Origin of the sequence: Arthrobacter glacialis (assembly GCF_002909415.1) — a bacterium.
GTDB classification, from domain to species: domain Bacteria; phylum Actinomycetota; class Actinomycetes; order Actinomycetales; family Micrococcaceae; genus Specibacter; species Specibacter glacialis.
In genome coordinates this window covers 75,931-102,033 of record NZ_PPXB01000014.1, presented here as the reverse complement: position 1 = coordinate 102,033, position 26,103 = coordinate 75,931, and the positions used below count along the sequence as shown (strand labels likewise).

The window sequence follows — 26,103 nt, the reverse complement described above, 5'->3', positions numbered from 1 at the left end:
CTAGACACTGATAGCTGAGTCGCTGGGTGAGACAGGTGCCGGCAGGAAGGTCTCCCCCATGAGGAACTTGTCCACCGCCGCAGCACACGCCCGACCCTCCGCAATGGCCCACACAATCAGCGACTGGCCGCGCCCTGCATCGCCTGCGGCAAAAACCCCGTCACGGCTCGTCATGTAGTAACCGTCACGGTTAACATTTGAGCGTGAATCCAAAGTCACAGGCAACTGGTGAGTCAGTTCGGCCGTTTCCGGTCCGGTGAAACCCAGCGACAGGAACACCAAGTCAGCGGGAATGACCCGTTCGGTCCCCTCCTTGGGCACCCTGCGCCCGCCCACATACTCGGTTTCGGCAATCTTCAGCCCGGTCAGCACGCCGTTTTCGCCCAAGAATTCCACGGTCGAGGCCAGGTAGGTCCGCTCGCCGCCTTCTTCGTGGGCGCTGGCCACCTCAAACAAGTTCGGGAACGTGGGCCAAGGCTGTGACGCGGGACGATCCATGGACGGCTGCTGGCCAATGGCCAAGGTGGTCACCGATGCAGCCTTCTGGCGGTGCGCCGTGCCCAGGCAGTCAGCACCGGTATCACCGCCACCGAGGATCACCACATGCTTGCCGCGGGCGTCGATCTGGCCCGGAACTTCATCCCCGGCAACATACTTGTTGGCCTGCACCAGGTAGTCCATGGCGAAATGCACACCACTCAAGGTGCGGCCCGGGATGGGCAAATCGCGTGGCACGGTGGCGCCGGTGCACACCACGACGGCGTCATAGCGCCTGCGCAGCTCTTCCCAGCCAATATCCTTGCCAACCTCAACACCTGTGCGGAAGCGGGTGCCCTCGGCCACCATCTGCTCCACGCGGCGGTCAACGCTTTCCTTCTCCAGCTTGAAATCGGGGATGCCGTAGCGCAGCAGGCCACCGATCCGATCGTCACGCTCGTACACGGCAACAGTGTGGCCGGTACGGGTCAGCTGCTGCGCAACGGCCAGTCCTGCCGGACCTGAACCGACGACGGCGACAGTCTTGCCTGTGAGCCTGGCCGGGGGCAGCGGGTGCACCCAGTCCTGGTTGAAGGCCTCATCAATGATGGAGACTTCAACCTGCTTGATGGTCACGGCCGGCTGGTTGATGCCCAGGACACAAGACGTTTCACAGGGTGCCGGGCACAGACGGCCGGTGAACTCGGGGAAGTTGTTGGTGGAGTGCAGGCGCTCAATTGCGTCCTGCCCCTTGTCGCGCCACGTCAGGTCATTCCATTCGGGAATCAAGTTCCCCAACGGGCAACCCTGGTGGCAGAACGCCACGCCACAGTCCATGCAGCGGCCGGCCTGAGACTTCAGCACGCCCTTCTCCTGAGCCTGGTAAACCTCTTTCCAGTCCATGATGCGGACCGGGACCGGGCGGCGGGTCTGGGTGATGCGTTCGCGGGTGTTTAAGAAACCGTGCGGATCAGCCACCGGTGACCTCCAAGATCTTCTGCCAGACGGTTGCGCCGTCCGGGTCTTCGCCCAACTCGGCTGCTGCCAAGCGGGTCTCCAATACTGCTGCGTAGTCGCGGGGAAGGACTTTCACCATCCGCTGAACGGTGGCCGGGAAATCGGCCAGCAACTGCTCCGCCACATCCGATTCTGTTTCTTCAGCGTGACGCTGCAAAAGTGAGCGAACAATGTCCTCATCGACGGCGTCGAGCTTCAACAAGGAAAGCTCGCCGGAATCGAGTGCACTCTTGTTCACGCGGCTGGCTTCCAGATCCAGAACGTAGGCCGTTCCGCCTGACATGCCGGCACCAAAGTTGCGGCCTGTGGGCCCCAAAATCAAGGCACGGCCACCTGTCATGTACTCGCAACCGTGGTCACCAATGCCCTCAACCACAGCCGTGGCGCCGGAGTTTCGGACCAGGAACCGCTCCCCCACCAAACCACGCAGGAACATCTCTCCGCTCGTGGCACCATAGCCGATCACATTGCCGGCAATGACGTTTTCAGAGGCGGCGAAGGTGTTCGCCCGGTCGGGGCGGACAGTGATCCGGCCACCGGAGAGGCCCTTGCCCACGTAGTCATTGGAGTCACCCAGCAGGCGCAAGGTGATGCCCGCCGGCAGGAATGCGCCCAGTGACTGGCCGGCCTGACCGGTGAGGGTCACGTCGATGGTGTCCGGGCCCAGGATGTCAACGCCGAACGTCTTGGTCACGTGGTAGCCCAACATGGTGCCCACCGACCTGTCCGTGTTGATCACAGGAACGCTGATCTTCACGGGCTGCCGGTCACTGAGCGCCTCAGCACTCATGGTGATCAGCTGCTGGTCAAAATGCTTGTCCAGCTCGTGGTTCTGGTTGCTCAGGTGGCGAACGGGGGCACTGGCGGGCACTCCGGCATCGGAAAGGATGGGGCTCAAATCCAAGCCCTCCGTCTTCCAATGGTTCATGGCTGCCTTGATGTCCAACACGTTCGACTGCCCAATGGCCTCTTCCAAGCTGCGGAAACCAAGCTCGGCCAAAAGCTCGCGGACCTCCTCTGCAAGGAACTCGAAGAAGTTGACCACAAACTCAGGCTTGCCGGTGAAGCGCTGGCGCAGCTCTGGATTCTGCGTGGCAATGCCCACGGGGCAGGTGTCCAGGTGGCACACACGCATCATGACACAGCCGGAAACCACCAGAGGAGCGGTTGCGAAACCGTATTCCTCAGCACCGAGCAGCGCGGCGATGACCACGTCGCGGCCAGTCTTGAGCTGCCCGTCAACCTGCACCACAACCCGCTCGCGCAGCCCGTTCAGGCGCAGCGTCTGCTGGGTTTCAGCCAGGCCCAATTCCCAGGGCATTCCTGCGTGCTTGAGCGAGTTCAGCGGGCTGGCGCCGGTTCCGCCGTCGTGCCCGGAAACCAGTACGACGTCGGCCTTGGCCTTGGTCACACCGGCCGCCACGGTGCCAATCCCCATTTCGGAGACAAGCTTCACGTGGACACGAGCGCTGGGGTTGGCGCGCTTGCAGTCGTAAATGAGCTGCGCCAGGTCCTCGATCGAGTAAATGTCGTGGTGCGGCGGCGGGGAGATCAAGCCGACACCCGGGGTGGAGTGCCGTGTTTCGGCAATCCACGGGTACACCTTCTTGGCCATGAGCTGGCCGCCCTCGCCGGGCTTGGCACCCTGGGCCATCTTGATCTGGATATCCTGGGCGTTGGTCAAGTACAGGCTGGTCACGCCGAAGCGTCCGGAGGCCACCTGCTTGATGGCGCTGCGACGCTCCGGATCCAGCAGACGCTCAACGTCCTCGCCGCCTTCACCGGTGTTGGACTTGGCGCCCAAACGGTTCATGGCGATGGCCAGAGTCTGGTGCGCCTCCTGCGAAATGGAGCCGTAGCTCATGGCGCCGGTGGAGAAACGCTTGACGATGCTGCTAACCGACTCAACTTCATCCAAGGGAATTGGCTGGCGCTGTCCGTCCTTGAACGTGAGCAGGCCACGGAAGGTCATGAGCTTGTTGGCTTGATCGTCAATGCCCTGGGTGTACTTCTTGAAGATGTCGTAGCGGCGCTCACGCGTTGCGTGCTGCAGGCGGAAAACCGTATCCGGGTTGAAGAGGTGCGGCTCGCCGTCGCGGCGCCACTGGTACTCGCCGCCGCCCAGGAGCGGGCGGTGCGGCACGTCCACGCCGTCGACCGGGTAAGCCAGGATGTGGCGGGCGGAAACTTCCTTGGCAATGACGTCCAGGCCAACGCCGCCCAGCTGGGTGACGGTGCCAGTGAAGTACTCGTTGATGAGGTCCTGGGACAGGCCCAGCGCCTCGAAAGTCTGGGCTCCGCAGTAGGAGGCCACGGTGGATATACCCATTTTGGACATGATCTTCAGAACGCCCTTGCCCAGGCCCTTGATCAGGTGGTGTACGCCCTCTTCGGGGGTTACGCCGGTGACATCGCCGTTGCGGATGAGTTCCTCAACGGTTTCCATGGCCAGGTAGGGGTTCACGGCTGCTGCGCCGTAGCCCACCAGAACTGCCACGTGGTGAACCTCGCGGACATCACCAGCTTCCACCACCAGGGAAACTTTGGTGCGGTTGGCGCTGCGGAGCAGGTGGTGGTGGACCGCGCTGAGCAGGAGCAGAGACGGGATCGGGGCCCACACTGCTGAGGAGTCACGGTCGGAAAGCACAACGTACTGAACGCCGCGGTTGATGGCGCCGGAAACCTGCTCGCAGATCTCGGTGAGCCGGGCACGCAGGGCGGACTCGCCGCCGTCGACCTTGTAAAGCCCACGCACCTTCATGGCGATGTGCTCGTCCTGCGCGTTCTCCATGTTCGCGATCTTGGCCAGGTCGTCGTTGTCGATGACAGGGAAATTCAACGCCAGCTGCGGGGCCTGGACCTTGTTGCGGGAGAGGATGTTTCCCTGCGGGCCGATGGTGGTGTTCAGCGAGGTGACAAGTTCCTCGCGGATGGCATCCAGCGGCGGGTTGGTCACCTGGGCGAACTGCTGCACAAAGTAGTCAAAGAGCAGGCGCGGACGCTTGGACAGCACGGCAACGGGGGTGTCGGTACCCATGGCACCGAGCGGCTCGGCGCCAGTCTTGGCCATGGGACCCAGCAGGATCCGCAACTCTTCGGTGGTGTAGCCAAAGGTGCGCTGGCGGTGCAGCACGGAAGCGGCCGGGTGGACCACGTGCTCGCGCTCGGGCAGATCGGCCAGCTGGATGGTGTTTTCCTTGGCCCACTCCGCATAGGGTTGGGCGGCAGCTGCCTGGGCCTTGATGTCCTCATCGCTGATGAGCACACCCTTTTCGGTGTCCACCAGGAACATGGTGCCGGGGGCTACGCGGCCCTTCTTCACGATGGTGGCCGGGTCGATCTCCAGCACGCCAACCTCGGAGGCCAGAACCACCAGGCCGTCGTCGGTGATCCAAAAACGGGCAGGACGCAGACCATTGCGGTCCAAGGTGGCCCCCACCAGGGTGCCATCGGTGAACGAGACTGCTGCCGGGCCGTCCCACGGTTCCATGAGCAGCGAGTGGTATTCGTAAAAAGCCTTGCGGGCCGGATCCATGGTGGCGTGGTTTTCCCAGGCCTCGGGGATCATCATCATGACGGCTTCGGTGATGGAACGCCCGGAAAGCCAGAGCAGCTCGGCCACTTCGTCAAAAGATGCCGAGTCTGAGGCGCCCGGGGTGCAGATGGGGAACAGCTCTTCAGGGGTGTCCCCGAGCAGCCGGTGGGCCATGGTGGACTGGCGGGCGCGCATCCAGTTCCTGTTGCCCTTGACAGTGTTGATCTCACCGTTGTGGGCAATGGTGCGGAAGGGCTGGGCCAACGGCCACGACGGGAACGTATTGGTGGAGAAGCGCGAGTGCACCACGGCCAGGCGTGTGGTGAAGCGGGGGTCGGACAGGTCCGGGTAGAACGGTTCAACCTGGGCGGTGGTCAGCATGCCCTTGTACACAATGGTCTTGGAGGACATTGACGGGAAGTACACGCCAAACTTCTGCTGCGCACGCTTGCGCAACCTGAAGGCCTTGCCGTCCAAGGCGTTGGCCCTGCTGGGATCCAGGGGCTGCAGCGGTTCCTTGGCGAGTGCCACGAAGAGCTGGCTGAAGTACGGCATGCAGGCCAGGGCGCTTGCCCCGACCAACTCGGCAACAACGGGGACTTCACGCCAGCCCAGCACTACCAGGCCCTCGTTCTCAGCCAGGGCCTCCATGCCAGCCTTCGCCGATGCCTGCTCAGCAGCTTCGGTGGGCAGGAACGCGGTTCCCACGGCGTAGCTTCCCTGTGCGGGGAGTTCGAAGCCCGTGATGGCGCGGAAGAATTCGTCGGGGATTTGCGTCAGGATGCCGGCGCCGTCGCCCGTTCCCTCGTCAGCGCCAACGGCACCGCGGTGCTCCAGGTTGCGCAGGGCAATGAGTGCCTTTTGGACAATGTCGTGGCCGGGGGTGCCGCGCAACGTGGCAACAACAGCCAGGCCACAAGCGTCTTTTTCACTGTCCGGGCGGTACAGGCCCGCCCGCTCCGGCATGGCTGCGAAGCGGGTGAACGGCGAGATGGCTTCTGGCTGGTGGGAGTCACGTGTAGAAGTTCTAGTCACGACGTATAAGTCCTTCCCCTGGTAAGAGCGTTTAGTGGGGGACGACGCTGGCCCGATCGTTGGGAAAGCGGATCTTCCTCAACGGTACTTCTTCGGGGATTCCTTGATGCCGTTTTGTTTCGGATGTGTTTCCTTGGCACCGAATTCCCGCTGTACCGCACTGACTCCCCCATGAGGGCGTCATTCATTGTGCAAGTACACACGAACGGGTGGTTCATGGTGCATTTGCACAATAGTAGGAGATTTCGCTGTGAAATCTTCCCCTTCGGTCGTTTTTACTATATAGCGGGGCCGGTACTACCGAATATGCAAATCTTGCTCTACGGACTCATATGCACGATCAGTAATAGAATTCGGTGCACGTGCGCGGCCGCCGTGCCTAATCTCGGGTTGTCTGGCCGATTTCCGGCACAGATTCTCGCTTATGGGCGCTTTGGCGGCTTGTCGGCGGTTCCTCAACCGCAGGCAAGCCGCCAACGCGCCCATAAGCGCGGAAGGTACGTTTATGCGGGAGGGTCGCGGGCACGAAAAAGGTGGCCCTGGTTATCCAGAACCACCTTTTACGGCTTCAACAACACCTTGCAGTGCGGTTGGCGTCCATGCGGACTAGCTACTTACCGTCCTTGGCCGAATCCTTCGCAGCAGGCTCTGGCGCGGAGGCCTTGTCCGCAGCATCAGTGGGAGCCGCGTCAGTGGACTTCACAGCATCTGCAGAGTCACCCGAACCACCCACTGTCCTGGCCTCGGAATCGGCTGCACCCTCGAGCGTCTCGTCAGCTGCCGGCGCATGCCCGGGCAGGTACACGGACTCGGATTCCTTGCCTCGGCGGGCGTAGGTCAGGATCAGGAACACCACCAGCGCAGCCACAAACACAATGATGCTGGTCCAGACGTTGAGGCGGGTGGTGATGCCGAAGAACGTGATCTGCTCGGCGTCGTCGATCCGGAGCATTTCAATCCAGACGCGGCCGGCTGTATAGATCATGGCGTACATCAGGAACAAGCGTCCGCTGCGCAGGCGGAACTTTCGGTCCAGGAGCAGCAGCACCGCGACGCCAGCCAGGTTCCACAGGCACTCGTAGAGGAAGGTGGGGTGGAACAGGGTGTCGGGGCTAAAGCCCGGCGGCACAAATTCAGGGGAAACGCTCAGGCCCCATGGCAGGGTGGTGGGCGCACCGAAGAGCTCCTGATTGAAGTAGTTGCCCCAACGACCGATGGCCTGCGCCAGCAGGATACCGGGGGCTGCGGCGTCAATGAAGGCCGAGATTTTCACGCCCGCGCGGCGGCAGCCGATCCAGGCTCCCACCACACCGAGCACCACTGCGCCCCAGATGCCCAGGCCACCCAACCAGATTTGCGGGATCAGGGACAGATCGCCCGTGCCGTCATAGCCGGGGCCAAAGTAGGCATCCGGGGAGGAGAACACGTGGTAGAGCCGGCCACCGATGATGCCAAACGGGATGGCCCAAATGGCAATGTCCCAGATGGAGCCCTCGGGCCCGCCGCGCTTCTTCCAGCGACGATCCGTGAGCCAGAGCGCTGCCACAATGCCCAGGAGAATGCACAGCGCGTATGCGTGGATGCGCAGCGGGCCAAGGTCAAAGCCGGACCACACCGGCGCGGGGATGGCCGCGCCGAGAGCACCGCTGAGCTGCTGCGGAATAAGAGTGGAAATCACTGGGTCAAAGCCTCCGTGTTGGATGTGGACGGCACGTCAAAACCAGTGCTGAGTTCCTTGGCTAGGGCACCCACCGCGGCTACTCCGCCGTCGCGCAGTGCAGCCACCAGGGCTGTGCCCACGATGACACCGTCGGCGTAGGCGGCAATCTCGCGGACGTGCTCGGGCCGGGAAACTCCCAGCCCGACGCAGGCGCGCTCTGCTCCGGCGTTGTGGGCGGCGGCCACGACGGCCTCCGCTGCGCTGGAGACCGAGGTGCGGGCGCCCGTGACACCCATGATGGAGACGGCATAGACGAACCCGCGGGTTGCCTCGACCGTCATGGCCACACGCTCCGGTGTGGAGGACGGTGCCACCAGGAACACGCGGTCCAGACCGTACTTGTCGGAGGCGGCAAACCATTCGGCGGCCTCATCCGGGATGAGGTCGGGAGTGATGAGCCCTGCTCCCCCGGCCTCGGCCAAGCGGCGGGAGAACTCGTCCACGCCCATGCGGTCCACGGGATTCCAGTAAGTCATGACCAGAACGGCTGCATCAGTCTCGGCCGTGACGGCGGCGACGATGTCAAAGACGTCGGCTACGCGGAAACCGTTAGCCAGGGCTTCGGTGGTGGCAGCCTGAATGACGGAGCCATCCATGACGGGATCCGAGTACGGGATGCCGATCTCAATGATGTCGGCTCCGTTGCGGGCCACGGCAATGGCTGCGTCAATGGACGTCTGCTTGTCCGGGTAGCCGGCGGGCAGGTAGGCAATCAAGGCCTTGCGGCCGGCGGCCTTGGCCCTGTCAATGGCAGCCGCGGACTTGCTTGCGGCCTGGATCGGTGCGGTGCTCTCACTCATGGGTGGCATCCTCTGTATTTTCATCGGCAGCCGGGGCTGCACCCTTGGCGGTGCGGGTAGACAGGGTGGTGCCTTTCACGTGACCGTCGTCATCGAGCATGCCGAACCAGGCGGCTGCGGTTTCCACGTCCTTGTCGCCGCGGCCTGAGAGGTTAACGATGATCACCACGTCCTCAGCCTTGGCGGCGTCGGCCGTGAGGCGCTGGCCCACCTTGATGGCGCCGGCCAAAGCATGGGAGGACTCGATGGCGGGGATGATGCCCTCAGTCTGGCTTAGCAGCCTGAAGGCCTCCATGGCCTCACTGTCGGTGATCGGCTCATAGCCGACCCGGCCAATATCGGCCAGGTAAGAGTGTTCGGGGCCGACGCTGGGATAGTCCAGGCCTGCGGAGATGGAGTGCGACTCGACGGTCTGGCCGTCGTCGTCCTGCATGAGGTAGGAGCGGGCACCGTGCAGCACGCCGGTACGGCCCAGCGTGATGGCTGCGGCGTGGCGACCAGTTTCGACGCCGTCGCCCCCGGCCTCGAAACCGAAGATCTTCACGGACGGATCATCCAAGAATGCGTGGAACAGGCCAATGGCGTTGGATCCGCCACCGATGCAGGCGCACAGGGCGTCGGGCAGGCGGCCGATCTGCTCGAGGATCTGGCCGCGGGCCTCCTCACCAATGACTTCGTGGAAAAAACGCACCATGGCGGGGAAGGGGTGGGAGCCGGAAACCGTGCCCAGCACGTAGTGGGTGCTCTCCACATTTGCCACCCAGTCGCGCAGTGCGTCGTTGATGGCGTCCTTGAGCGTCTGGGATCCATTGGTCACGGGGACGACGGTGGCACCAAGGAGCTGCATGCGGGCCACGTTCAAGGCCTGGCGACGGCAGTCCTCGGCACCCATGTAGACCACGCATTCAAGACCGAGCAGGGCGGCGGCGGTGGCGCTGGCCACACCGTGCTGGCCCGCGCCAGTTTCGGCGATGATGCGGGTCTTACCCATGCGCTTGGCCAGCAGGGCCTGGCCCAGGACATTGTTAATCTTGTGGGAACCTGTGTGGTTCAAGTCCTCGCGCTTGAGGAACACGCGGGCGCCACCGGCGTGCTTGCTGAAGTTCTTGGCCTCGGTCAACAGTGACGGGCGACCCGAGTAGTTCTTGTTCAGCTCGGCGATCTCGGCGAGAAACTCGGGGTCAACCCTGGCCTTTTCAAAGGTGTCTTCAAGCTCATCCAGGGCTGCGATGAGTGATTCCGGCATCCATCGGCCACCGTAGCTGCCAAAGTAGGGGCCAGGTGCGTGCCGCAGGGAATGCTCGGGAGAGAATTCCGGTGCCGCGGCGCCGCCCTGTAAGAATGCTGTTGCCGGATCCACCATGTCAGCGGGATCCTGTGACGAAGCTGCTGGCACGTTAGCCATCAGTTCCACCGTCCTGTTCCTGGATAATTGTGCACTAATAGTCTTCGGCGGCCGCGGTGCCGCATATTGCCATAAAGCCCGGCCGTCATGCCCCGGAAAGGGACACGGCAACCAGGCAAGAGGTGCTCTAGCGGGCGCTGATGGCCAGTGCCCCGGCGGCCTTGAATTCGGCGATCCGCTCACGCGGAGTGGAATCCTTCACCAACGCTTCGCCCACCAAAATGGCGTGGGCGCCGTGGGCGCTGTAATGCTGAACATCGGCAACGTCGCGGACACCGGATTCGGCAACCACAATGGGGCCTGCGGGAATGCTGCCAGCGAGGGCTGCAAACACGCCCCGGTCAACGTCCAAGGTTTTCAGGTTGCGAACATTGATGCCAATGATCTTGGCATCAACTGCCACTGCCCGGGCAATCTCCTCCGCCGTGTGTGTTTCCACCACGGCGTTCATGCCCAGCTGATGGGTCAGATCCAGGTAGCTTCGCAGTTCCTCATCGCTCAGTGCCGCAACAATGAGCAGCACCAGGTCCGCTCCGTGGGCACGCGCTTCCCAAATCATGTACTCATCGCAGGTGAAGTCCTTGCGCAGCACCGGAATGTCCACAGCCGCGCGAACGGCATCCAAATCGGCCAAGGAACCGCCAAAGCGGCGCTCCTCGGTGAGGACGCTGATCACGCTGGCTCCGCCGTCGCGGTAGTGCACTGCCAGTGCAGCCGGATCGGCGATGCCTGCCAGATCACCCTTGGAGGGGCTGCGACGCTTCACCTCGGCGATGACCATCAGTTCAGGGCGCTGCGCCAAGTTTCCACCCAGAGCAGCCCAAGCGTCCAGGGCAGGGGCAACATGCTTGACCTGCTCCTGCAGCTCGGCCAGGCTGACCAGTTCTTGGCGCGCCCGAAGGTCCGCTCGGACTCCGTCAATGATGTCCAGCAAAACACTCACGATTAGTGGCCGGTGTTCTTCAGCTTGCTGCCACCAACACCGTAGCCCGCGGCCCGCAGGACGGGTCCTGCAATGAGGCCAACAACAATGACGCCCACGCCGATCCAGAACAAGGTGGTTGCGCTCTCGCCGATGACGAAGGCGATGCAACCGATGATGGTACCAACCAGCATGATGGTCACGCTTGTCCATGCTGCCGGGCTGTTGCCGTGCCCTAGTTCGATGCTGTGATCAACGGGCTCGTGTACGGTAACTGCCTGCGCCGACTTGTTGCTCATGGTAAATCTCCCTATTTAACGCGGATACTGAAATACATTCTGCCATTAGTTGCCCAAGGAAGCCGAAACTGCGGCACCCCTTGGATGTGTGCCGTGCCTAGACTGTGGGGTCTTCCCCGCGGCTGAGCTGATCCCACCGGTCAATCTCGTCCACCGGCTCACCGGCGTTGGCTCCCGAGGCCGTCGTGGCGGCGTCATATTTGGTGCGCACGGTCCAGGCCCGCCCAAACCACAGCACAGCCAACGCGGTCAGGGCCAGCACTGCCGCAGCCAGCGCGGCCAGCACAGGAAAGATGGTGGTGGTGGCGTCAGAATTCTGGCCAGTGATGCCCGTGGCGGCACCAACCTCGGACATGGCGGCAGCTGCCGGATTCGCCAAAACCCCAAGCGCTACGGCGATGATCCCCACCGCGCCCAGCAAGACGATGCAGGAGGCGACAATGCGGGCCACTTTCCCGGCAATGGTGGTTGCCAGGGCGCCTGCCAGGGCCACCAAGGCCAGGGCGGAGACGGCCACAGCGGCCTTGCTGCCCGGAATGTCCAAGTCCGTCTGGGCAACTTCACCGGGTGCGATGGCTACGTGAATCCAGGTTTGGGTGGTGGTACCGAACACGGCCAGCGCAGCCAAAATTGCCAACAGGATCAACGTTGACTTGCGCTGCCAGGGCGGAGTCTTGGTGGCGCTGGAGTGCGGTGCCACAGCTCCCAATACCTCTTCGTCTGACTCGTGTGATTCCGGAACTGACGTGCTCACAATTCTTCCCCGACATTCTCATCAAGGGCCCTTAGTGAGGCGGCCGCATACACAGCGCGCAGCGGGGCTGCCGCCTTGTTAACTGTTTCCAGGGCCTCGGTCTCGTTGACTGAATCGGCCACGATGCCGCCGCCGGCCTGGACATAGGCCTTGCCGTCACGCAGCAGGGCCGAACGGATGGCGATGGCCATGTCCATGTTGCCGGCAAAGTCCAGGTATCCAACAACGCCGCCGTAAATGCCGCGGCGATGCGGTTCCAGTTCGTCAATGAGACGCAGCGCCCTCGGCTTTGGAGCCCCGGACAGGGTTCCCGCGGGGAAGGTCGCGGCCAAGACGTCATAGGCGTTCTTGTCCGGGCTGAGGGTGCCCACCACGGTGGAGACCAGGTGCATGATGTGGCTGAAACGCTCCACCTCCATGAACTGGGTGACATCCACTGTGCCGGGGACACAAACCTTGGAAAGGTCGTTGCGGGACAAGTCAACCAGCATCAGGTGCTCGGAGCGTTCCTTGTCATCCTCCAGCAAGTCCTTGGACAGCCATTTGTCATCCTCCACCGTGCCGCCGCGCGGTCGCGAGCCTGCAATGGGGTGGGTGATGACCTCGTTGCCGCTGACGCTGACCAGGGCCTCCGGTGAGGATCCCACAATGGAGTAGGGCGCACCGTTGGAGTCCTCGAAGCTGTACAGGTACATGTACGGGCTGGGGTTGGTGTTGCGCAAGACGCGGTACACATCCAAGGCGGTGGCCTGGCATTCCATTTCAAAGCGGCGCGAGATGACCACCTGGAACACTTCACCATCCACAATGGCTTCCTTGCTGCGGTCAAGCGCGGCCAGGTACTGGTTCCGGTCCCAGCGCTCCTGCACGCTCTCGGCAAAGCTGGCTGCCGGAACGTCCACCACGGACATGGGCTGGACCACGGGCTGGCGCAGTTGCTCCACCATGGCACGGACCCGGGCCACCGCGTCATGCCAGGCGCCGTCCACGTTCTCGTCGGTGCCGTTGGCGTTGATGGCATTGGCTATCAACAGCACGGTGCCTTCATTGTTGTCATGCACGGCCATGTCGGCCACAAGGTTCAGGGCAACTTCAGGCAGGTGCAGGTCATCGACGGGCGGCTCCGGGAGTTTCTCCCAGTGCCGCACAGCCTCCCAGCCCACAAAGCCCACCAAACCCGAGGTGAACGGCGGCAAACCATCGAACCGTTCGGTGCCCAACAGCTTCAGCGTTGCTTCCATGGCATCCACCGGGCTACCACCCAAGGGCACGCCCACTGGGGGTTCACCCTGCCAGAACGTCTCGCCGTCGCGCGTTGTCAAAGTGGCACTGGAGCGCACACCAATGAAGGAATAGCGAGACCACACCCCGCCCACGGCAGCCGATTCCATCAAGAACGTGCCCGGCGCCTCGGCGGCGAGGGAGCGGTACAGGCCAATGGGCGTTTGCGCGTCGGCGAGGACCTTCAGATGGACGGGGACAACCCGGCGGCTGCGGGCCAATTCCCTAAATTCCGCCAGGGAGGGGCTGATGACACCTAGATCTTGCATGAAATGGTTGGCTTCCTTGAGTCAATCGGGTGAATGAAGCAAAACTACGAGGTGCGGGAGCTACTCGCCGCGGTGACCCACCACGGCTGTGAGTTCACGGTTGTCAAAACAGGTGTGTGTGCCGGTGTGGCAGGCTGCGCCCACCTGGTCAACTTCGATCAGCAGGGCGTCGCCGTCGCAGTCCAGGGCCACGCTCTTCACGTACTGGAAGTGCCCGGAGGTGTCGCCCTTGCGCCAGTATTCCTGGCGGGAGCGTGAGTAGAAGGTGACGCGTCCACTGCTCAGCGTCCGGCGCAGGGCCTCATCATCCATCCAGCCGAGCATCAACACCTCATGGGTGTCGAACTGCTGAATGATGGCTGCAACGAGTCCCGCATCATCATGCTTGAGCAGCGCCGCCACCTCGGCGGGCAGTTCCTCGATGGTGGTGGCTGCTGCCGCAGCGGTTGGCTGCGTGGCGGAGTCGGCGGGCATTGACTGGGGTTCTGGATTGTGCTGCATCAGTGCCAATTCTAGTGCCAGAAAGCGTATCAAACCGTCATCGGGCTGCGCCGGCGAATGTAACCGGGGGTGAAATTCGTAAGCCAAGGACAGCCAAGCGGCGGTTCTTGATGCCAATTGGAGTCAATACATGCTAATTTCACAAGTGATGCGATTTGTAGAGCCGTCCCGAGAAGTACTCGCCGAAACCTTGCTGGCAGCAGGTCCGGGAGCTAACACACTCTGTGAAGGATGGCGGACCCAGGAACTGGCCGCTCACCTTTACCTGCGCGAACACAATCCCCGCGCCGGCCTGGGCATGGTGCTCAAACCCTGGCGCAAAGCCACTGAAAAGGCCATTGCCAAGCTCGCGGCCGAGTCCAGCACGCCCGAGGCGTATGCAGCCTTGGTGGAAAAGTTCCGTGCCGGCCCGCCCAAAATTTCACCCTTTGCCTTGAAGGCTGTTGAGCACAGTGCGAACCTCGCGGAGTTCTTCATCCACACCGAAGATGTCCGCCGCGCCTCGGACCGGTGGGCGCCGCGCGCCTTGGATGCCGAGTACTCACAGGCGCTCTGGGCTGAACTGATCACCCGGGCAGCCATTCTCTACCGCAGCGTTGACCTGGGCGTCGTTTTGGTCAACGCCAGCGGACCCCGGCACGTTGCCAAACGAGCACCCGTCTCCGTGGCCATCATTGGCGAGCCGGGTGAGCTGCTCATGCACGCCAACGGCCGCACAGGCCAGGCTTTGGTCTCCTTTGAGGGCCAGCAAGACGCCGTGGCACTTTTGCAGACAGCGCCGGTGGGGCTCTAGCTTTTCTTAGGCCGCCAGCGTTCGCATCTAGTGGATGGAGAAGTTCATGAGTGCACTTGACTGGGGCAACGCCGGCACCAACGACTCCCCGTGGCTGTTGAAAACCCCGCCCGGCACCTCCGAGTACACCATGTACCGCAACGAATCAGCAGACCCGCCAGAACTTGTGTGCACGGTGGGCAAAACAGTTTTGAAGTACCAGCTTCGTCTCGTTGCCGACCTGGCGGCCATGCTTGCCGAGCACGGCGACTGGATGGAACTGGGCAGCGCTGATGAGCAGAAAACCGCCAAAGACGGCACCGTGGAGGCCTGGGCCCGGGCCGAGTCCAATCCTGTGGGCGGCTGGTACGGATTGAAGAAGGGCTACCGCGGACGTGTCGGCATGTACCTGCCGCCGCTGCTGGAGGAACTGGGCCTGGCTGAGGTGGAGCACAATCCACGCAACAACCGGATGCGCGCACTCTAACCCCGCCTCGCCTCGCCCCGCCTCGTGAACGGGCAGTAGTTGTTGATGTTTGCGTGAAACATCAACAACTACTGCCCGTTCGCGAGGCCGGCTAGGGAATCAGCGGACTTCGTAACCGGCGTCGCGAATAGCCTTTTTCACATCGGCAATGGCATGGTCCGGCCCAAAGTGGAACACGGATGCGGCCAGCACAGCGTTGGCACCGGCAGCTACGGCGGGCGGGAAATGCTCCGGCTTGCCGGCACCGCCTGAGGCAATGATGGGGATGTGCACGGCGGCGCGAACCAGCCGGATCAGCTCCAGGTCAAAGCCTTCCTTGGTGCCGTCGGCGTCGATCGAGTTCAGCAGGATCTCCCCCACACCGCGGTCTGCCGCTTCCTTGGCCCATTCGATGGCGTCCATCCGTGTGCCCTCGCGGCCACCGTGGGTTGTCACTTCATAGCCCGACGGCGTGATCCCGCCCTGCGTGCGGCGCGCGTCAACGCTGAGCACCAGAACCTGCGAACCAAAACGGTGGGTGATCTCATCGATGACGCCCGGGCGGGCAATCGCTGCTGTATTGATGGAGGCCTTGTCAGCCCCATGGCGCAGCAGCTTGTCCACATCGGACACCTCGCGCACTCCCCCGCCAACAGTCAGCGGGATGAAGATCTGCTCGGCAGCGCGGGAGACAACATCAAAGGTTGTCTCCCTGTTCCCGGAGGAGGCCGTGACGTCCAGGAACGTCAGCTCATCGGCCCCGGCAAGGTCGTAACGCTTTGCCAACTCAACCGGGTCACCGGCGTCGCGCAGGTTTTGAAACTTGACGCCCTTGACCACGCGGCCGGCGTCGACATCCAGGCACGGAATGACTCTGATGGCAACACTCATGGGTCTTCTCCCTAGATGCGGCAGGCGTGGATGTTGCTGACCAGGATGGCACGGGCGCCAAGATCGTACAGCTCGTCCATGATCCGGTTGGTGTCCTTGGACAAGACCATCGAGCGCACAGCCACCCAGTCCGAGTCGCGCAGCGGCGAAACCGTGGGCGATTCCAGACCCGGGGTCAGTGCCGTGGCCTTCTCCATGAGCGTCTTGGGCACGTCGTAGTCCAGGAGCACGTACTGGCGCGCCACCAAAACGCTGTGCAGGCGGCGGATCAACACTTCCACCCCGGCCGGCGGGGTAACGCCGCGGCGGCCAATCAACAAGGCCTCCGAGTTCAGGATGGGCTCGCCGAAAATTTCCATGCCGGCTGCCTTGAGCGTGCTGCCGGTTTCGACGACGTCGGCAATGGCGTCAGCCACGCCCAACCGCACGGACGACTCAACGGCACCGTCAAGGCGGACAACCTTGGCGTTAATGCCAAGCTCGGCCAGGTACTCACGCAACAGGCCGTCATAGCTGGTGGCCAGGCGCTTGCCTTCCAGCTCGGCCGCCTTGCTGAAGTGGCCCACGGGCCCGGCAAAGCGGAAGGTGGAGCGGGCAAAGCCCAGCGGCAACAGCTCTTCGGCGTCCACCTGGGCGTCCATGAGCAGGTCACGGCCGGTGATGCCAACATCCAGCGTTCCGGCGCCAACATAAACGGCAATGTCGCGGGGACGGAGGAAGAAGAATTCAACGTTGTTCTCGGGGTCAACCATGACCAGCTCGCGGCTATCGCGGCGTTGGCGGTAACCAGCCTCCGCCAGCATGGCTGAGGCGGCTTCGGACAGGGCACCCTTGTTCGGGACGGCAACACGCAGCATTTGAAAGTTTCTTTCAGATCGGTTCAAGCAAAAGGTTTTTGGCGTTTCCAACGCCTTTTCAGGGTCGACTCAAGCAGCCACAGCGCGTGGCTATAGATGCTTGTAAACGTCCTGAAGGGTCAGTCCTTTTGCGATCATCATGACCTGCAGGTGGTAGAACAGCTGGGAAATCTCTTCGGCACAGGCCTCTTCCGATTCATACTCGGCGGCCATCCATACCTCAGCAGCTTCCTCAACCACTTTCTTGCCGATACCGTGAATGCCGGATTCAAGTTCGGCGACGGTACGGGAGCCAGCGGGCCGGGCTGCGGCTTTCGCACTGAGCTCATCAAAAAGGGATTCGAAGGTCTTCACGGACTCCAGCTTACTTGCTTTGCGGGCCGTCCAAGGATTCACCCACCAGCCGCGTCCAACATGTGGACATTTTCCCGCGCCTGCCCGCCGGGCACGGCAGCTGGCTGAAGTTATGCGCCGGACCCATGACGAGTTCGGCGCATAATTTCATTCCTCTGAAGCTATGCGTAAAACTCGGCTCGAGTTCAGCGCCTAAGTACTTATGCGCAGAACTCATGGCGGGTTCCGCGCATAAGTTCAGGAACGGTTAGACGCCCAGCTGGGCCAGGGTCAGGGCTGCTGCGAGGGCGGCCGTGATGGCCTCGTGGCCCTTATCCTCCACTGAGCCGGGCAGTCCGGCGCGGTCCAGGCCCTGCTGTTCGGTGTCGCAGGTCAGCACGCCGAAGCCAACGGGCACGCCTGTGCGGACGCTGACGTCGGTGAGTCCCATGGTGGCTGCCTGGCACACGTAGTCAAAGTGCGGAGTGCCGCCGCGGATCACCACACCCAGGGCTACGACGGCGTCGAACTTCGGTGCCAGCCGCGCAGCAGCAACGGGCAGCTCGAAACTGCCCGGGACCCTGACCACTGTGGGCTCGGCGATGCCGGCGTCGGCGGCACCGCGCAGGGCACCGGCCAGCAGGCCGTCCATGATTTCGGTGTGCCAGCTGGCGGCAATGATGGCCACCTTCAACGATGATGTGTGGGACTTTTCTTCCGTGCTGAATCCGATGACTGGTGCTCCGTGGCCGCTCATGCTGAGGGTCCTTCCTGGGGGTTTGGCGTTGCGTGGCTTGTGGCTTTTTCGGGTGCTTCCACGTTCAGCACGTGGCGCATGCGATCGCGCTTGGTTTCCAAGTAGCGGACGTTTTCGCTGCGCGCAGGAACCTCGGTGGCAACGATCTCACTGATGGCGATTCCGAGACGGCTCAGTTCCTCCGACTTCAGCGGGTTGTTGCTGAGCAATTTGATGCGGTCCAAGCCAAGGGCTACCAGAATGCCGGCAGCCGAGGCGTAGTCGCGCGCATCCGCCGGGAATCCCAATTGCTCGTTGGCGTCAACGGTGTCCGCACCGGCCTCCTGCAAGGCGTAGGCGCGCATCTTGTTGGCCAGGCCAATGCCCCTGCCCTCATGGCCGCGCAGGTAAACCAGCGTTCCGCCGTGGGTGTAAATGAGCCCGAGGGCATAGTCCAGCTGTTCACCGCAATCGCACCTGTAGGAGCCAAGAACATCTCCGGTGAGGCATTCCGAATGCAGGCGAACCAGCGGATCCCCTTGCGCAGCATGGGGTGAGGTGACGCTGAGGTGCTCGGCCCCCGTGACTTTGTCCGTCCATGCCTGGGCCTGGAACACACCAAACTTGGTGGGCAGCGAAACCACGGGGCCGCCGCTGACACAACTCTCAGTCATGACCGGGCCCTCCCGCCATGTGGTCAACGAGGTCGGCGATGGAAATCAGCAACAGGCCCTGCTCATCGGCGAACTGTCGCAAACCGGGCAGCCTGACCATTTCGCCGGCGTCGTCCACCACCTCGGCAATGACACCGACGGGCTGCAACCCTGCCAACTTGCACAGGTCGACGGCTGCTTCTGTATGCCCGGGACGCTGGCGCACTCCCCCGGCCACGGCGCGAAGGGGGAACATGTGCCCGGGCCGGGTGACGGCGTCGGGCATGGATTGCGGGTCAGCGAGAACTGTTGCACTCAGCGACCTGTCGGTGGCGCTGATGCCCGTGGAGACACCGTGCGTGGCGTCGCAGCTGACAGTGTATGCCGTGCCCTTGGCGTCCTGGTTGACCTCCACCATGGGCGGCAGCGCCATGGCGTCAGCCCGGTCGTGGTCCATGGGTATGCAAATCACCCCGGAGCTGTGCCGGATGGTCCAGCCCATGAGTGCGGGGGTGCTGTGCTGGGCGGCAAAAATGATGTCGCCCTCGTTTTCCCTGTCCTCGTCATCGACCACCAGGACCGCCTCGCCCCGAGCCATCGCGGCGATGGCCAGGGACACCGGGTCCAGCAGCGTGACGGGATCTGTTGCGGCACTCATTGGGCATCCGCCTCAAGTGTGCTGAATTCCAGCAGGCGCTGGGCGTATTTGGCCAGCACATCCACTTCCAGATTGACGGTCCCGCCAACACCCTTGGCGCCCAAGCCTGTTTTTTCCAGCGTGACGGGGATGAGCCCCACCTCAAACCACTGCTCCGGCAACGCGGCCGGGCTGACGGCAGTCACTGTCAGGGACACGCCGTCGATGGCGATGGAGCCCTTTTCTGCAATGTAGCGCGACAACTCCCGGGGCACGGCAAAGCGCAGGCGGTCCCATTTGCCCTGGTTCTCGCGTTCGAGCAGGGAACCAACACCGTCCACATGGCCTTGCACCACATGTCCGTCCAGCCGCCCGCCGGCCACCACGCAGCGTTCCAGATTGACGGTGTCGCCCACGTGCAGCTCACCTGTTGTGGTGCGCAGCAGGGTTTCGCCCATGACATCTACTTCAACCGTGCCCCCGTCCAGGCGCACCGCGCTCAGGCACACACCGTTGACGGCCAAGGAGCCGCCAAGGGCCAGCCCGGCCAGGACGTCACCGGCCTTCACAACCAGCACGGCACTGTCCGAGTCCGGCTGCTGCTCAAGGCTGACCACTGTGCCGCGGCCTTCAATAATTCCTGTAAACATGCTCTATTTTCCTTCCACGCTGGCGGCCTTGGCCGGCATCAACGTCAATTTCAGGTCCGGGCCCAGAATTTCCACAGGCCCCCGGGTGGTGCTGTCCCATTCCCAGCGTTGGGCGTTTTCAAGGGTTCCAATGCCGAGGTCGGTCAGGGCCGGAATGCCAGCGCCCAACAGGGTCGGTGCAAGGTAGACAACCAGCTCATCCACCAGCCCCTGTGCAAGGAACGCCGCGTTGATCTTGGCACCGCCCTCAATCATCAGGTGCCCCACTCCGCGCGCTTGCAGTTCCCGGACGACGGCGGCCGGATCGTGAGTTTGCAGGGCCAGGAAGTCGTCCGTGCCCGCCTTGCCACGGACGGCTGCATCCGCTGGAATTTCTCGCAGGCCCATCACCACGCGCAGGGGCTGCTTGGCGGAGTCTGCGCCGTCGGCGGCACGTGCGGTAAGCCGCGGGTTGTCCGCGATGACAGTTCCCGTGCCCACCACAATGGCATCCACGCGGGCACGCAGTTCGTGCGAGTCCTGCCGGGACTCCTTCGAGGTGATCCACTGGCTGGTGCCGTCCACCGCGGCGATGCGCCCGTCAACGGTTTGCGCCAGCCTGGCCGTGATGAACGGCCGGTTCTCCCGGACGGCAATAAACCACTGCCGGTTGAGATCTTCGGCTTCGGTGGCCATCAATCCCATCCGGACGTTGATGCCTTCGTTGTGGAGAATCTCCGCTCCGCCGGCCGAAGTCTTGTTCGGATCCGGCAACGCGAACACCACGTTCCCAATTCCAGCGTCCAGGATGGCCTGGGTACACGGCCCGGTCCGGCCCACGTGGCTGCACGGTTCGAGGGTGACAATGAGGGTTGCTGCCGAGAGGTCGCGTTTCACCCCGGTGCCCAGCAGGCGGTTGATCACATCGGCTTCGGCGTGGGCGGTCCCGGCACCCTTGTGATAACCAATGGCCAGGAACGTCCCATCGGCGTCAATAATCACTGCCCCTACCAGGGGGTTGGAGCTGCGGACGCCCTGCCGTGCCGCCGAGAGAGCAGTCTCCATGCCGAGCACCTCGGCATGGGTGAAGTGCTCCGGCTCGGGGCTCATGCCGCCTTGGTTCATGGTGTTCAAGTTCATGATTTGACCTCTCGATTGCTCACAGTGATGTCGGGGAAAGTGGCATCGACTGATACCTGGCGGGCCAAGGCGTCGCTGGTGCGCCGCACCCGCCACCAAACAAAGAATCCGGCCAAGGTGAAGGCGCCGTAGAAGATGTACATGAAGGCGGAGGCGTAGTAGCCGGCACTAAAGAGCAACGGCACGCCCACCAAGTCCACGGCAACCCAGATGAGCCAGAACTCCACCCACCCCTTGGCCATCCCGTAGGTGGCCAAAAGTGAGCCCATGAAAATCCAGGCGTCCGCCCACACGGGTTCGTAGGAACCCAGGGCGCGGAAAATTGGTGTGAGAATTGCTGTTCCGGCGATCATGGTCCCCACCAGGGCCCAGCGTACGCGGACTCCGGCCCAGCGCGGCTCAACGGCTTCGCCAACGTGCGTGCCGTCGTCGTTCTTGGTATGGCGGGTTTGGTTCCACCTGTGCCAGCCGTACACGGAGACGGCGATGAACATGATTTGGCGGCCGGCTTGGCCCAGCAGGTTGACGTGGTCGGCCGAGCCGAAGACCGAGCCCATGAAGACGGTGAACAGCAGGAGATTGCCGATGATGCCCACGGGCCATGCCCAGATTTTACGGCGCATTCCGCCGAGGGCGCTGGCGAGCCCAAAAAGATTGCCTATGACTTCACGCCAGAGCAGGAATCCGCCATCGGCAAATTCAAGTTTGGCGTCAAAGAGCCATCGCAGAAAGTCCATCGTTACCTATACCCTTTCAAGACCGCGATGGCTCCGGGGGTAACGACAGAACGGGCTCACCCGTGCGACGGCGCCAACAGCGTATGCGGCTGCGACACCTTTGGCGGGTGGCCAAAACTGTTCGTGCTTCTCCCATCCAGACTTTAACTGTCGGTTCCGGAATTTCACCAGATCAACCGTGCGCTGCCTGCTGTTTCCAACTGGCTGCGCGCGGGTCGCGGACTATAACCGCCGGTTCGGAATTACACCGACCCCGGAGCACGTGATACTTCATTTTTGCTGCCCGCCATTGCGAACAGCACTTATAGTATGGCACCTTATTATGGCGCCATTTGCATTGCCTACTTCTTATGTAATGCGCGGTGGGTCCAATTCATTCCCGCCCTATTAAAGTCTATGAAGCGGGGAAGTCTAGCCGAAGGCCAGCTGGCCCTTGGCGCGTAAGGATTCGATGGCCTCTTCCGGCGACGGCATGCCGTAGACGGCTGATCCGGCCACAAAAATATTGGCCCCGGCTTCGGCTGCTCGGGTGATGGTTTCCTCCGTGATGCCGCCGTCCACCTGGATGGCCACGTTGACGCCGCTGCCTTCGATGGCGGCCCTGGCCCGGCGAATCTTGGGCAAGGTGACGTCCAGGAACGACTGCCCGCCAAAGCCCGGCTCAACCGTCATGATGAGCAGCATGTCCAGTTCAGGGAGCATGTCCAAGTAGGGCTCGACAGCGGTGGCTGGCCGCAGCGCCATGCCAGCCTTGGCCCCCCGGGCCCGGAGCTCACGGGCCAGCTTGATGGGGGCGTTGGATGCCTCGACATGGAACGTCACCGAGGCCAGGCCGGCGTCCGCGTACTGCGGTGCCCACCTGTCCACATCGGCGATCATCAGATGCGCGTCCAACGGGATGGGGCTGACCTGCTGGATCCGTTCCACCACAGGAAGTCCCAGGGTCAGATTCGGCACAAAATGGTTGTCCATGACGTCAACGTGGACGGCGTCGGCGTTGCTGATGCGCGCCAATTCGGCTTGCAGGTTCACAAAGTCGGCGGACAAAATGCTGGGGTTGATGCAGCATTTGAGCGAATTACTGGTCACGAATTAGCCTCATCTTTTCTGCTGGGATTTTCTGCTGGGACACTCGTGGTGGTGCGGGCGGGTCAGTTCTTGCGGATCAGGGCAAGGAACATGGCATCGCTTTGGTGGATGTGCGGCCACAGCTGCGCCATTTTCTGGTGGGCGGGCACAGCCGAGGCGGCGTTGCCGGCACCCACATTGTGGCTGAGGCTGACAGCGTCAAGGGCGGCACCGGCGTCGAGCAGTTCAAGATCGTCACGCTTGCGCATCACGTCCTCCACCACGGCGATGGTCTCGGCAACGTGCGGGGAGCAGGTCACGTAGGCAACCACGCCGCCGGGCTTGACTGCCTGCAAGGCAGAGGTCAGCAGTTCGCGCTGCAGAGGGCCGAGCTCGGCCACGTCCGAGAGCTTGCGGCGCCACCGTGATTCCGGACGACGGCGCAAGGCCCCCAGGCCCGTGCAGGGCGCATCAACCAGGATCCGGTCAAAGGCGTCCGGGTGCTCCTTGCCAATGTCGCGACCGTCGCCAGTGCGCACGGTCCAGGTGTCGGCCGGCACTGCGGCGAGTGCCTGGGAGACCAGCTTGGCGCGGTGCACGGAGGGCTCATTGGCCAAGATCCAGGCGCCCTTCTCTGCTGCGAGGGCTGCCAGCAGGGCTGCTTTTCCACCGGGGCCGGCGCACAGGTCGAGCCAGCGCTCCTCGCCGTCGTTCGGTTCGGAGGTGATCTCCACGGCCGCCAAGGCCCTGGCCACCAGCTGCGAACCGGCGTCCTGAACACGCACGGAGCCGTCGCGGACACTTTCCAGTCGGCTCAAGTCTCCGCCGGAGGACAGTGCGGAATCCGCCACTAGTTCACCGGGCGTGAAGCCGGCCTCGAAGGCCTCGGAAAGATCGCCCAGGCCGGGCAGGGCCACCAGGTTCACCACGGGGGCCTCGTTGTCGGCCTCCAGCAAGGCGGTGATCTCGGAGACGTCGCGACCGTGCGCCACCAGGGCCTGGCGCATGGAGCGAACAATCCATTCCGGGTGGGAATGCTCAATGGAGGCAATCTTGACGTCGTCGCTGAGACCCTCGGTGAGCTCGCTGAGCCACTGCGGCAATTCCTTGGCGGCAACCTTGCGCAGCACTGCGTTGACGAGACCCGACGGGCCGGCACCAATCACGGCGCGGGCCAGGCCAACGGTCTGGTCCAGGGCGGCGTGCGTGGGCACGCGCATGGCCATCAACTGGTGGACGCCAATGCGCAGGGCATCCAAAATGGCAGGATCCAGCTCGCTGAGCGGGCGGTCCACGCACTGGGTCAGGATGGCGTCATAGGTGCCCTGGGCGCGAAGTGCACCGTAGGTCAGTTCCGTGGCGAAGCCGGCGTCGCGGCGGTCCAGGCCATGGCGGCGGATGCGTGTGGGCAGCACCAGGTTGGCGTAGGCGTCATCGGCCGAGACGGCCCGCAACACCTCAAAAGCCACCAACCGTGCCGGATCTGCTACACGGGTGCGCTGCCCGGGTGCGGTATCCGTCCGGTTGCGCGTGGTGCTGCGGTTCCGCTCGCGCCCTGCATCATCACGACGCCGGACACCCCCGGAGTTGCCGCCCTGCCCTGATCGGTTGCTTTGGTGGCTCGAACGTCCGCCTTGCTCGCTGGTCATTCAAACACCACATCTTCCTTGTTGGCTAGGCCGCGGGCCCAGTCTGTTGCTTTCATAAGTTTTTTGCCTGCTGGCTGCACGTTCACAAGCTCAATGGCGTGCGATCCCGTGCCCACCAGCACCGATTTCGTCTCCACGCGAAGCTGCCCGGGGGCAAGATCGGTAACATCTGGACGCAGCAATACCGGTTCCAGTTTGAAGCGCTGGCCGCCGAGCAGAGTCCAGGCGCCCGGCTCGGACGTCACGCCGCGAACCCGCCGGTCGATGGCCAGGGCCGGATCGCTCCAGCGCACGTGGCCGTCCTCCAACGTTAATTTGGGGGCCAGCGAAATCTCGCCCTGCTGGGTCACGCCACTGAGCGCACCTGCCTCCAGGCCACCCATGGTTTGGGCCAGCAGCACTGCCCCGCTGTGAGAAAGCCGTTCCAGCAACTCCGCACTGGTGTCAGTGGGGCGGATGCCCTCGGTCATGGTGCCGTAGATGGGTCCGGTGTCGAGCCCCTTTTCCAGCAGGAAGGTGGCGGCACCGGTCACCTGGTCCCCGTTGATAACGGAGTGCTGCACGGGGGCCGCGCCGCGCCAGGCGGGAAGCAAGGAGAAGTGCAGGTTGATCCAGCCATGCGTGGGGATGGTCAGAGCACTTTCGGGGATCAACGCCCCGTACGCCACAATGGCGGCCACCTCCGGCGCCGCGGCCGCGATGGCCGCGGCAGCTTCGTCGTCGATCTTGTTGGCCTTGATGACAGGCAGGCCAAGCTCTTGGGCGCGGGCTGCAACGGGCGACGGCGTGAGCACCCGTTTGCGGCCCAACGGCGCATCCGGGCGGGTCAGGACAGCAACAATCTCATGCCCTGCTGCGCGCAAGGCTTCCAGCGACGGCAAGGCTACAGCGGGTGTTCCGGCAAAAAGTATCCTCATTGGGCGGCGCCTGCGCCAAAAGCTGAGCCCACAGTGCGGGCCCGCTTGGCAACAGTCTGTGCCGTGACATCGTGGTAATTGGCGGTGCGAATAGCGCGCAAGGCTTCCTTGCGGTCCTCACCCTCAAGGCGGTCCACATAGAGCTTGCCCATCAGGTGGTCAGTTTCGTGCTGGAAGCACTTGGCGAGGACGCCTGTTGCTTCCATGTCGATGGGGTGGCCGTTCTTGTCCACACCGGTGATGCGCACCCACCTGTGACGCTCAACCTTGAAGCCCAGGCCCGGCACCGACAAGCAGCCTTCAGCTTCCTGTGCGGTGGCGAGGTCGTCGCTGGCCACCAGGATGGGATTGATGATGTGGCCTTCCTGGCCATTCACCGAATACGTGAAGATCTGCTTGTTGACACCAACTTGGGGTGCCGCCAACCCGGCCCCCCGGACATCCACCATTGTCTGGTGCATGTCCTCAATGAGCTTGGCCAGTTCGGGGCCAAAGGTTGTCACTTCCTCGGCCACTGTTCTCAGGACAGGGTCGCCGATGATGCGAATGCTCAGGATGGCCATGGGTGGGGACCTCACTTTGGAATTGATGCGTTCCGGTTCA

Annotated in this window: 25 protein-coding genes and 1 riboswitch; of the genes, 2 read left to right on the top strand and 23 right to left on the bottom strand. The window is 63.1% G+C overall.

Annotated elements, in window-relative coordinates; all coding sequences use genetic code 11:
* The 10 genes from CVS28_RS15750 to hisI form a co-directional block, all read right to left on the bottom strand.
* Positions 1 to 1,455 (bottom strand): glutamate synthase subunit beta, encoded by a 1,455-nt coding sequence (locus CVS28_RS15750; RefSeq protein WP_103482097.1) that lies wholly within the window; start codon positions 1,453 to 1,455, stop codon positions 1 to 3.
* Positions 1,448 to 5,995 (bottom strand): glutamate synthase large subunit, encoded by a 4,548-nt coding sequence (gene gltB, locus CVS28_RS15745; protein ID WP_103482122.1) that lies wholly within the window; start codon positions 5,993 to 5,995, stop codon positions 1,448 to 1,450. The genes CVS28_RS15750 and gltB overlap by 8 nt, the downstream gene beginning before the upstream one ends.
* Positions 5,996 to 6,674: 679 nt before the next feature.
* On the bottom strand, positions 6,675 to 7,739 hold the full coding sequence (lgt, locus tag CVS28_RS15740; protein WP_103482121.1) for a prolipoprotein diacylglyceryl transferase: 1,065 nt from the start codon (positions 7,737 to 7,739) through the stop codon (positions 6,675 to 6,677).
* On the bottom strand, positions 7,739 to 8,584 hold the full coding sequence (trpA, locus tag CVS28_RS15735; RefSeq protein WP_103482096.1) for a tryptophan synthase subunit alpha: 846 nt from the start codon (positions 8,582 to 8,584) through the stop codon (positions 7,739 to 7,741). Before trpA ends, lgt begins: the two co-directional genes overlap by 1 nt.
* Complete coding sequence (trpB, locus tag CVS28_RS15730) at positions 8,577 to 9,989, bottom strand: tryptophan synthase subunit beta (protein ID WP_103466024.1); 1,413 nt, start codon at positions 9,987 to 9,989, stop codon at positions 8,577 to 8,579. Before trpB ends, trpA begins: the two co-directional genes overlap by 8 nt.
* A gap of 127 nt (positions 9,990 to 10,116) precedes the next feature.
* Positions 10,117 to 10,932 carry an indole-3-glycerol phosphate synthase TrpC gene (gene trpC / locus CVS28_RS15725; RefSeq protein WP_207767516.1) on the bottom strand — a complete coding sequence of 272 codons (816 nt, stop codon included), beginning with the start codon at positions 10,930 to 10,932 and terminating at the stop codon, positions 10,117 to 10,119.
* 2 nt (positions 10,933 to 10,934) lie between these two features.
* Positions 10,935 to 11,210, bottom strand: coding sequence for an HGxxPAAW family protein (locus CVS28_RS15720; protein ID WP_103465943.1), 276 nt, complete (start codon positions 11,208 to 11,210; stop codon positions 10,935 to 10,937).
* A 97-nt stretch (positions 11,211 to 11,307) separates the two neighbouring features.
* Positions 11,308 to 11,964, bottom strand: coding sequence for a Trp biosynthesis-associated membrane protein (locus tag CVS28_RS15715; RefSeq protein ID WP_341476418.1), 657 nt, complete (start codon positions 11,962 to 11,964; stop codon positions 11,308 to 11,310).
* Positions 11,961 to 13,514, bottom strand: coding sequence for an anthranilate synthase component I (locus tag CVS28_RS15710; RefSeq protein ID WP_103482095.1), 1,554 nt, complete (start codon positions 13,512 to 13,514; stop codon positions 11,961 to 11,963). Before CVS28_RS15710 ends, CVS28_RS15715 begins: the two co-directional genes overlap by 4 nt.
* A 60-nt stretch (positions 13,515 to 13,574) precedes the next feature.
* On the bottom strand, positions 13,575 to 13,988 hold the full coding sequence (gene hisI / locus CVS28_RS15705; protein WP_103482119.1) for a phosphoribosyl-AMP cyclohydrolase: 414 nt from the start codon (positions 13,986 to 13,988) through the stop codon (positions 13,575 to 13,577).
* A gap of 175 nt (positions 13,989 to 14,163) precedes the next feature.
* Between hisI and CVS28_RS15700 the strand changes: the two genes are divergently transcribed.
* Both CVS28_RS15700 and CVS28_RS15695 read left to right on the top strand, forming a co-directional pair.
* Positions 14,164 to 14,808, top strand: a complete 645-nt coding sequence (locus CVS28_RS15700) for a TIGR03085 family metal-binding protein (protein ID WP_103482118.1) — start codon at positions 14,164 to 14,166, stop codon at positions 14,806 to 14,808.
* A 46-nt stretch (positions 14,809 to 14,854) separates the two neighbouring features.
* Complete coding sequence (locus CVS28_RS15695; RefSeq protein WP_103465946.1) at positions 14,855 to 15,274, top strand: DUF6855 family protein; 420 nt, start codon at positions 14,855 to 14,857, stop codon at positions 15,272 to 15,274.
* 99 nt (positions 15,275 to 15,373) lie between these two features.
* Here the strand turns inward: CVS28_RS15695 and hisF are convergent, their stop codons facing one another.
* The 13 genes from hisF to def all read right to left on the bottom strand — a co-directional run bounded on the left by hisF (position 15,374) and on the right by def (position 26,063).
* Positions 15,374 to 16,144: an imidazole glycerol phosphate synthase subunit HisF gene (gene hisF / locus CVS28_RS15690; protein ID WP_103465947.1), complete on the bottom strand. Its 771-nt coding sequence runs from the start codon at positions 16,142 to 16,144 to the stop codon at positions 15,374 to 15,376.
* Positions 16,145 to 16,155: 11 nt separating this feature from the next.
* Entirely contained in the window at positions 16,156 to 17,001 is an 846-nt protein-coding gene (hisG, locus tag CVS28_RS15685; RefSeq protein WP_103465948.1) for an ATP phosphoribosyltransferase, read from the bottom strand.
* A gap of 90 nt (positions 17,002 to 17,091) precedes the next feature.
* Positions 17,092 to 17,355, bottom strand: a complete 264-nt coding sequence (locus CVS28_RS15680; RefSeq protein ID WP_103465949.1) for a phosphoribosyl-ATP diphosphatase — start codon at positions 17,353 to 17,355, stop codon at positions 17,092 to 17,094.
* Positions 17,356 to 17,602: 247 nt separating this feature from the next.
* On the bottom strand, positions 17,603 to 18,091 hold the full coding sequence (ribH, locus tag CVS28_RS15675; protein ID WP_103482094.1) for a 6,7-dimethyl-8-ribityllumazine synthase: 489 nt from the start codon (positions 18,089 to 18,091) through the stop codon (positions 17,603 to 17,605).
* Positions 18,088 to 18,744, bottom strand: a complete 657-nt coding sequence (ribA, locus tag CVS28_RS15670) for a GTP cyclohydrolase II (protein WP_103482093.1) — start codon at positions 18,742 to 18,744, stop codon at positions 18,088 to 18,090. The genes ribH and ribA overlap by 4 nt, the downstream gene beginning before the upstream one ends.
* Complete coding sequence (gene ribB, locus CVS28_RS15665) at positions 18,737 to 19,381, bottom strand: 3,4-dihydroxy-2-butanone-4-phosphate synthase (RefSeq protein ID WP_103465952.1); 645 nt, start codon at positions 19,379 to 19,381, stop codon at positions 18,737 to 18,739. The genes ribA and ribB overlap by 8 nt, the downstream gene beginning before the upstream one ends.
* Complete coding sequence (locus tag CVS28_RS15660; RefSeq protein WP_103482092.1) at positions 19,378 to 20,010, bottom strand: riboflavin synthase; 633 nt, start codon at positions 20,008 to 20,010, stop codon at positions 19,378 to 19,380. The genes ribB and CVS28_RS15660 overlap by 4 nt, the downstream gene beginning before the upstream one ends.
* Positions 20,011 to 20,013: 3 nt before the next feature.
* Positions 20,014 to 21,129 carry a bifunctional diaminohydroxyphosphoribosylaminopyrimidine deaminase/5-amino-6-(5-phosphoribosylamino)uracil reductase RibD gene (gene ribD, locus CVS28_RS15655; protein ID WP_243399926.1) on the bottom strand — a complete coding sequence of 372 codons (1,116 nt, stop codon included), beginning with the start codon at positions 21,127 to 21,129 and terminating at the stop codon, positions 20,014 to 20,016.
* Positions 21,126 to 21,866, bottom strand: coding sequence for a nicotinamide riboside transporter PnuC (gene pnuC / locus CVS28_RS15650; protein ID WP_103482091.1), 741 nt, complete (start codon positions 21,864 to 21,866; stop codon positions 21,126 to 21,128). The genes ribD and pnuC overlap by 4 nt, the downstream gene beginning before the upstream one ends.
* 120 nt (positions 21,867 to 21,986) lie before the next feature.
* Positions 21,987 to 22,131: riboswitch (FMN riboswitch) on the bottom strand.
* Between the two features lie 146 nt (positions 22,132 to 22,277).
* Positions 22,278 to 22,955, bottom strand: a complete 678-nt coding sequence (gene rpe, locus CVS28_RS15645; protein WP_103465955.1) for a ribulose-phosphate 3-epimerase — start codon at positions 22,953 to 22,955, stop codon at positions 22,278 to 22,280.
* A gap of 62 nt (positions 22,956 to 23,017) precedes the next feature.
* The gene (locus tag CVS28_RS15640; protein WP_103465956.1) at positions 23,018 to 24,583 is read right to left on the bottom strand and encodes an RsmB/NOP family class I SAM-dependent RNA methyltransferase; all 1,566 of its coding nucleotides are present in this window, start codon (positions 24,581 to 24,583) and stop codon (positions 23,018 to 23,020) included.
* Positions 24,580 to 25,500, bottom strand: a complete 921-nt coding sequence (gene fmt, locus CVS28_RS15635; RefSeq protein WP_103465957.1) for a methionyl-tRNA formyltransferase — start codon at positions 25,498 to 25,500, stop codon at positions 24,580 to 24,582. The genes CVS28_RS15640 and fmt overlap by 4 nt, the downstream gene beginning before the upstream one ends.
* The gene (gene def / locus CVS28_RS15630) at positions 25,497 to 26,063 is read right to left on the bottom strand and encodes a peptide deformylase (RefSeq protein ID WP_103482090.1); all 567 of its coding nucleotides are present in this window, start codon (positions 26,061 to 26,063) and stop codon (positions 25,497 to 25,499) included. The genes fmt and def overlap by 4 nt, the downstream gene beginning before the upstream one ends.
* Positions 26,064 to 26,103: the final 40 nt, after the last annotated feature.

Excerpts from the sequence above, each read along its gene's own strand:
- gltB (WP_103482122.1), bottom strand. The coding sequence starts at position 5,995 with ATGCCGGAGCGGGCGGGCCTGTACCGCCCGGACAGTGAAAAAGACGCT.
- trpA (WP_103482096.1), bottom strand. The coding sequence starts at position 8,584 with ATGAGTGAGAGCACCGCACCGATCCAGGCCGCAAGCAAGTCCGCGGCT.
- trpB (WP_103466024.1), bottom strand. The coding sequence starts at position 9,989 with ATGGCTAACGTGCCAGCAGCTTCGTCACAGGATCCCGCTGACATGGTG.
- CVS28_RS15720 (WP_103465943.1), bottom strand. The coding sequence starts at position 11,210 with ATGAGCAACAAGTCGGCGCAGGCAGTTACCGTACACGAGCCCGTTGAT.
- CVS28_RS15710 (WP_103482095.1), bottom strand. The coding sequence starts at position 13,514 with ATGCAAGATCTAGGTGTCATCAGCCCCTCCCTGGCGGAATTTAGGGAA.
- hisI (WP_103482119.1), bottom strand. The coding sequence starts at position 13,988 with ATGCCCGCCGACTCCGCCACGCAGCCAACCGCTGCGGCAGCAGCCACC.
- CVS28_RS15700 (WP_103482118.1), top strand. The coding sequence starts at position 14,164 with ATGCGATTTGTAGAGCCGTCCCGAGAAGTACTCGCCGAAACCTTGCTG.
- CVS28_RS15695 (WP_103465946.1), top strand. The coding sequence starts at position 14,855 with ATGAGTGCACTTGACTGGGGCAACGCCGGCACCAACGACTCCCCGTGG.
- hisF (WP_103465947.1), bottom strand. The coding sequence starts at position 16,144 with ATGAGTGTTGCCATCAGAGTCATTCCGTGCCTGGATGTCGACGCCGGC.
- hisG (WP_103465948.1), bottom strand. The coding sequence starts at position 17,001 with ATGCTGCGTGTTGCCGTCCCGAACAAGGGTGCCCTGTCCGAAGCCGCC.
- ribH (WP_103482094.1), bottom strand. The coding sequence starts at position 18,091 with ATGAGCGGCCACGGAGCACCAGTCATCGGATTCAGCACGGAAGAAAAG.
- ribA (WP_103482093.1), bottom strand. The coding sequence starts at position 18,744 with ATGACTGAGAGTTGTGTCAGCGGCGGCCCCGTGGTTTCGCTGCCCACC.
- ribB (WP_103465952.1), bottom strand. The coding sequence starts at position 19,381 with ATGAGTGCCGCAACAGATCCCGTCACGCTGCTGGACCCGGTGTCCCTG.
- CVS28_RS15660 (WP_103482092.1), bottom strand. The coding sequence starts at position 20,010 with ATGTTTACAGGAATTATTGAAGGCCGCGGCACAGTGGTCAGCCTTGAG.
- ribD (WP_243399926.1), bottom strand. The coding sequence starts at position 21,129 with ATGAACTTGAACACCATGAACCAAGGCGGCATGAGCCCCGAGCCGGAG.
- pnuC (WP_103482091.1), bottom strand. The coding sequence starts at position 21,866 with ATGGACTTTCTGCGATGGCTCTTTGACGCCAAACTTGAATTTGCCGAT.
- CVS28_RS15640 (WP_103465956.1), bottom strand. The coding sequence starts at position 24,583 with ATGACCAGCGAGCAAGGCGGACGTTCGAGCCACCAAAGCAACCGATCA.
- fmt (WP_103465957.1), bottom strand. The coding sequence starts at position 25,500 with ATGAGGATACTTTTTGCCGGAACACCCGCTGTAGCCTTGCCGTCGCTG.
- def (WP_103482090.1), bottom strand. The coding sequence starts at position 26,063 with ATGGCCATCCTGAGCATTCGCATCATCGGCGACCCTGTCCTGAGAACA.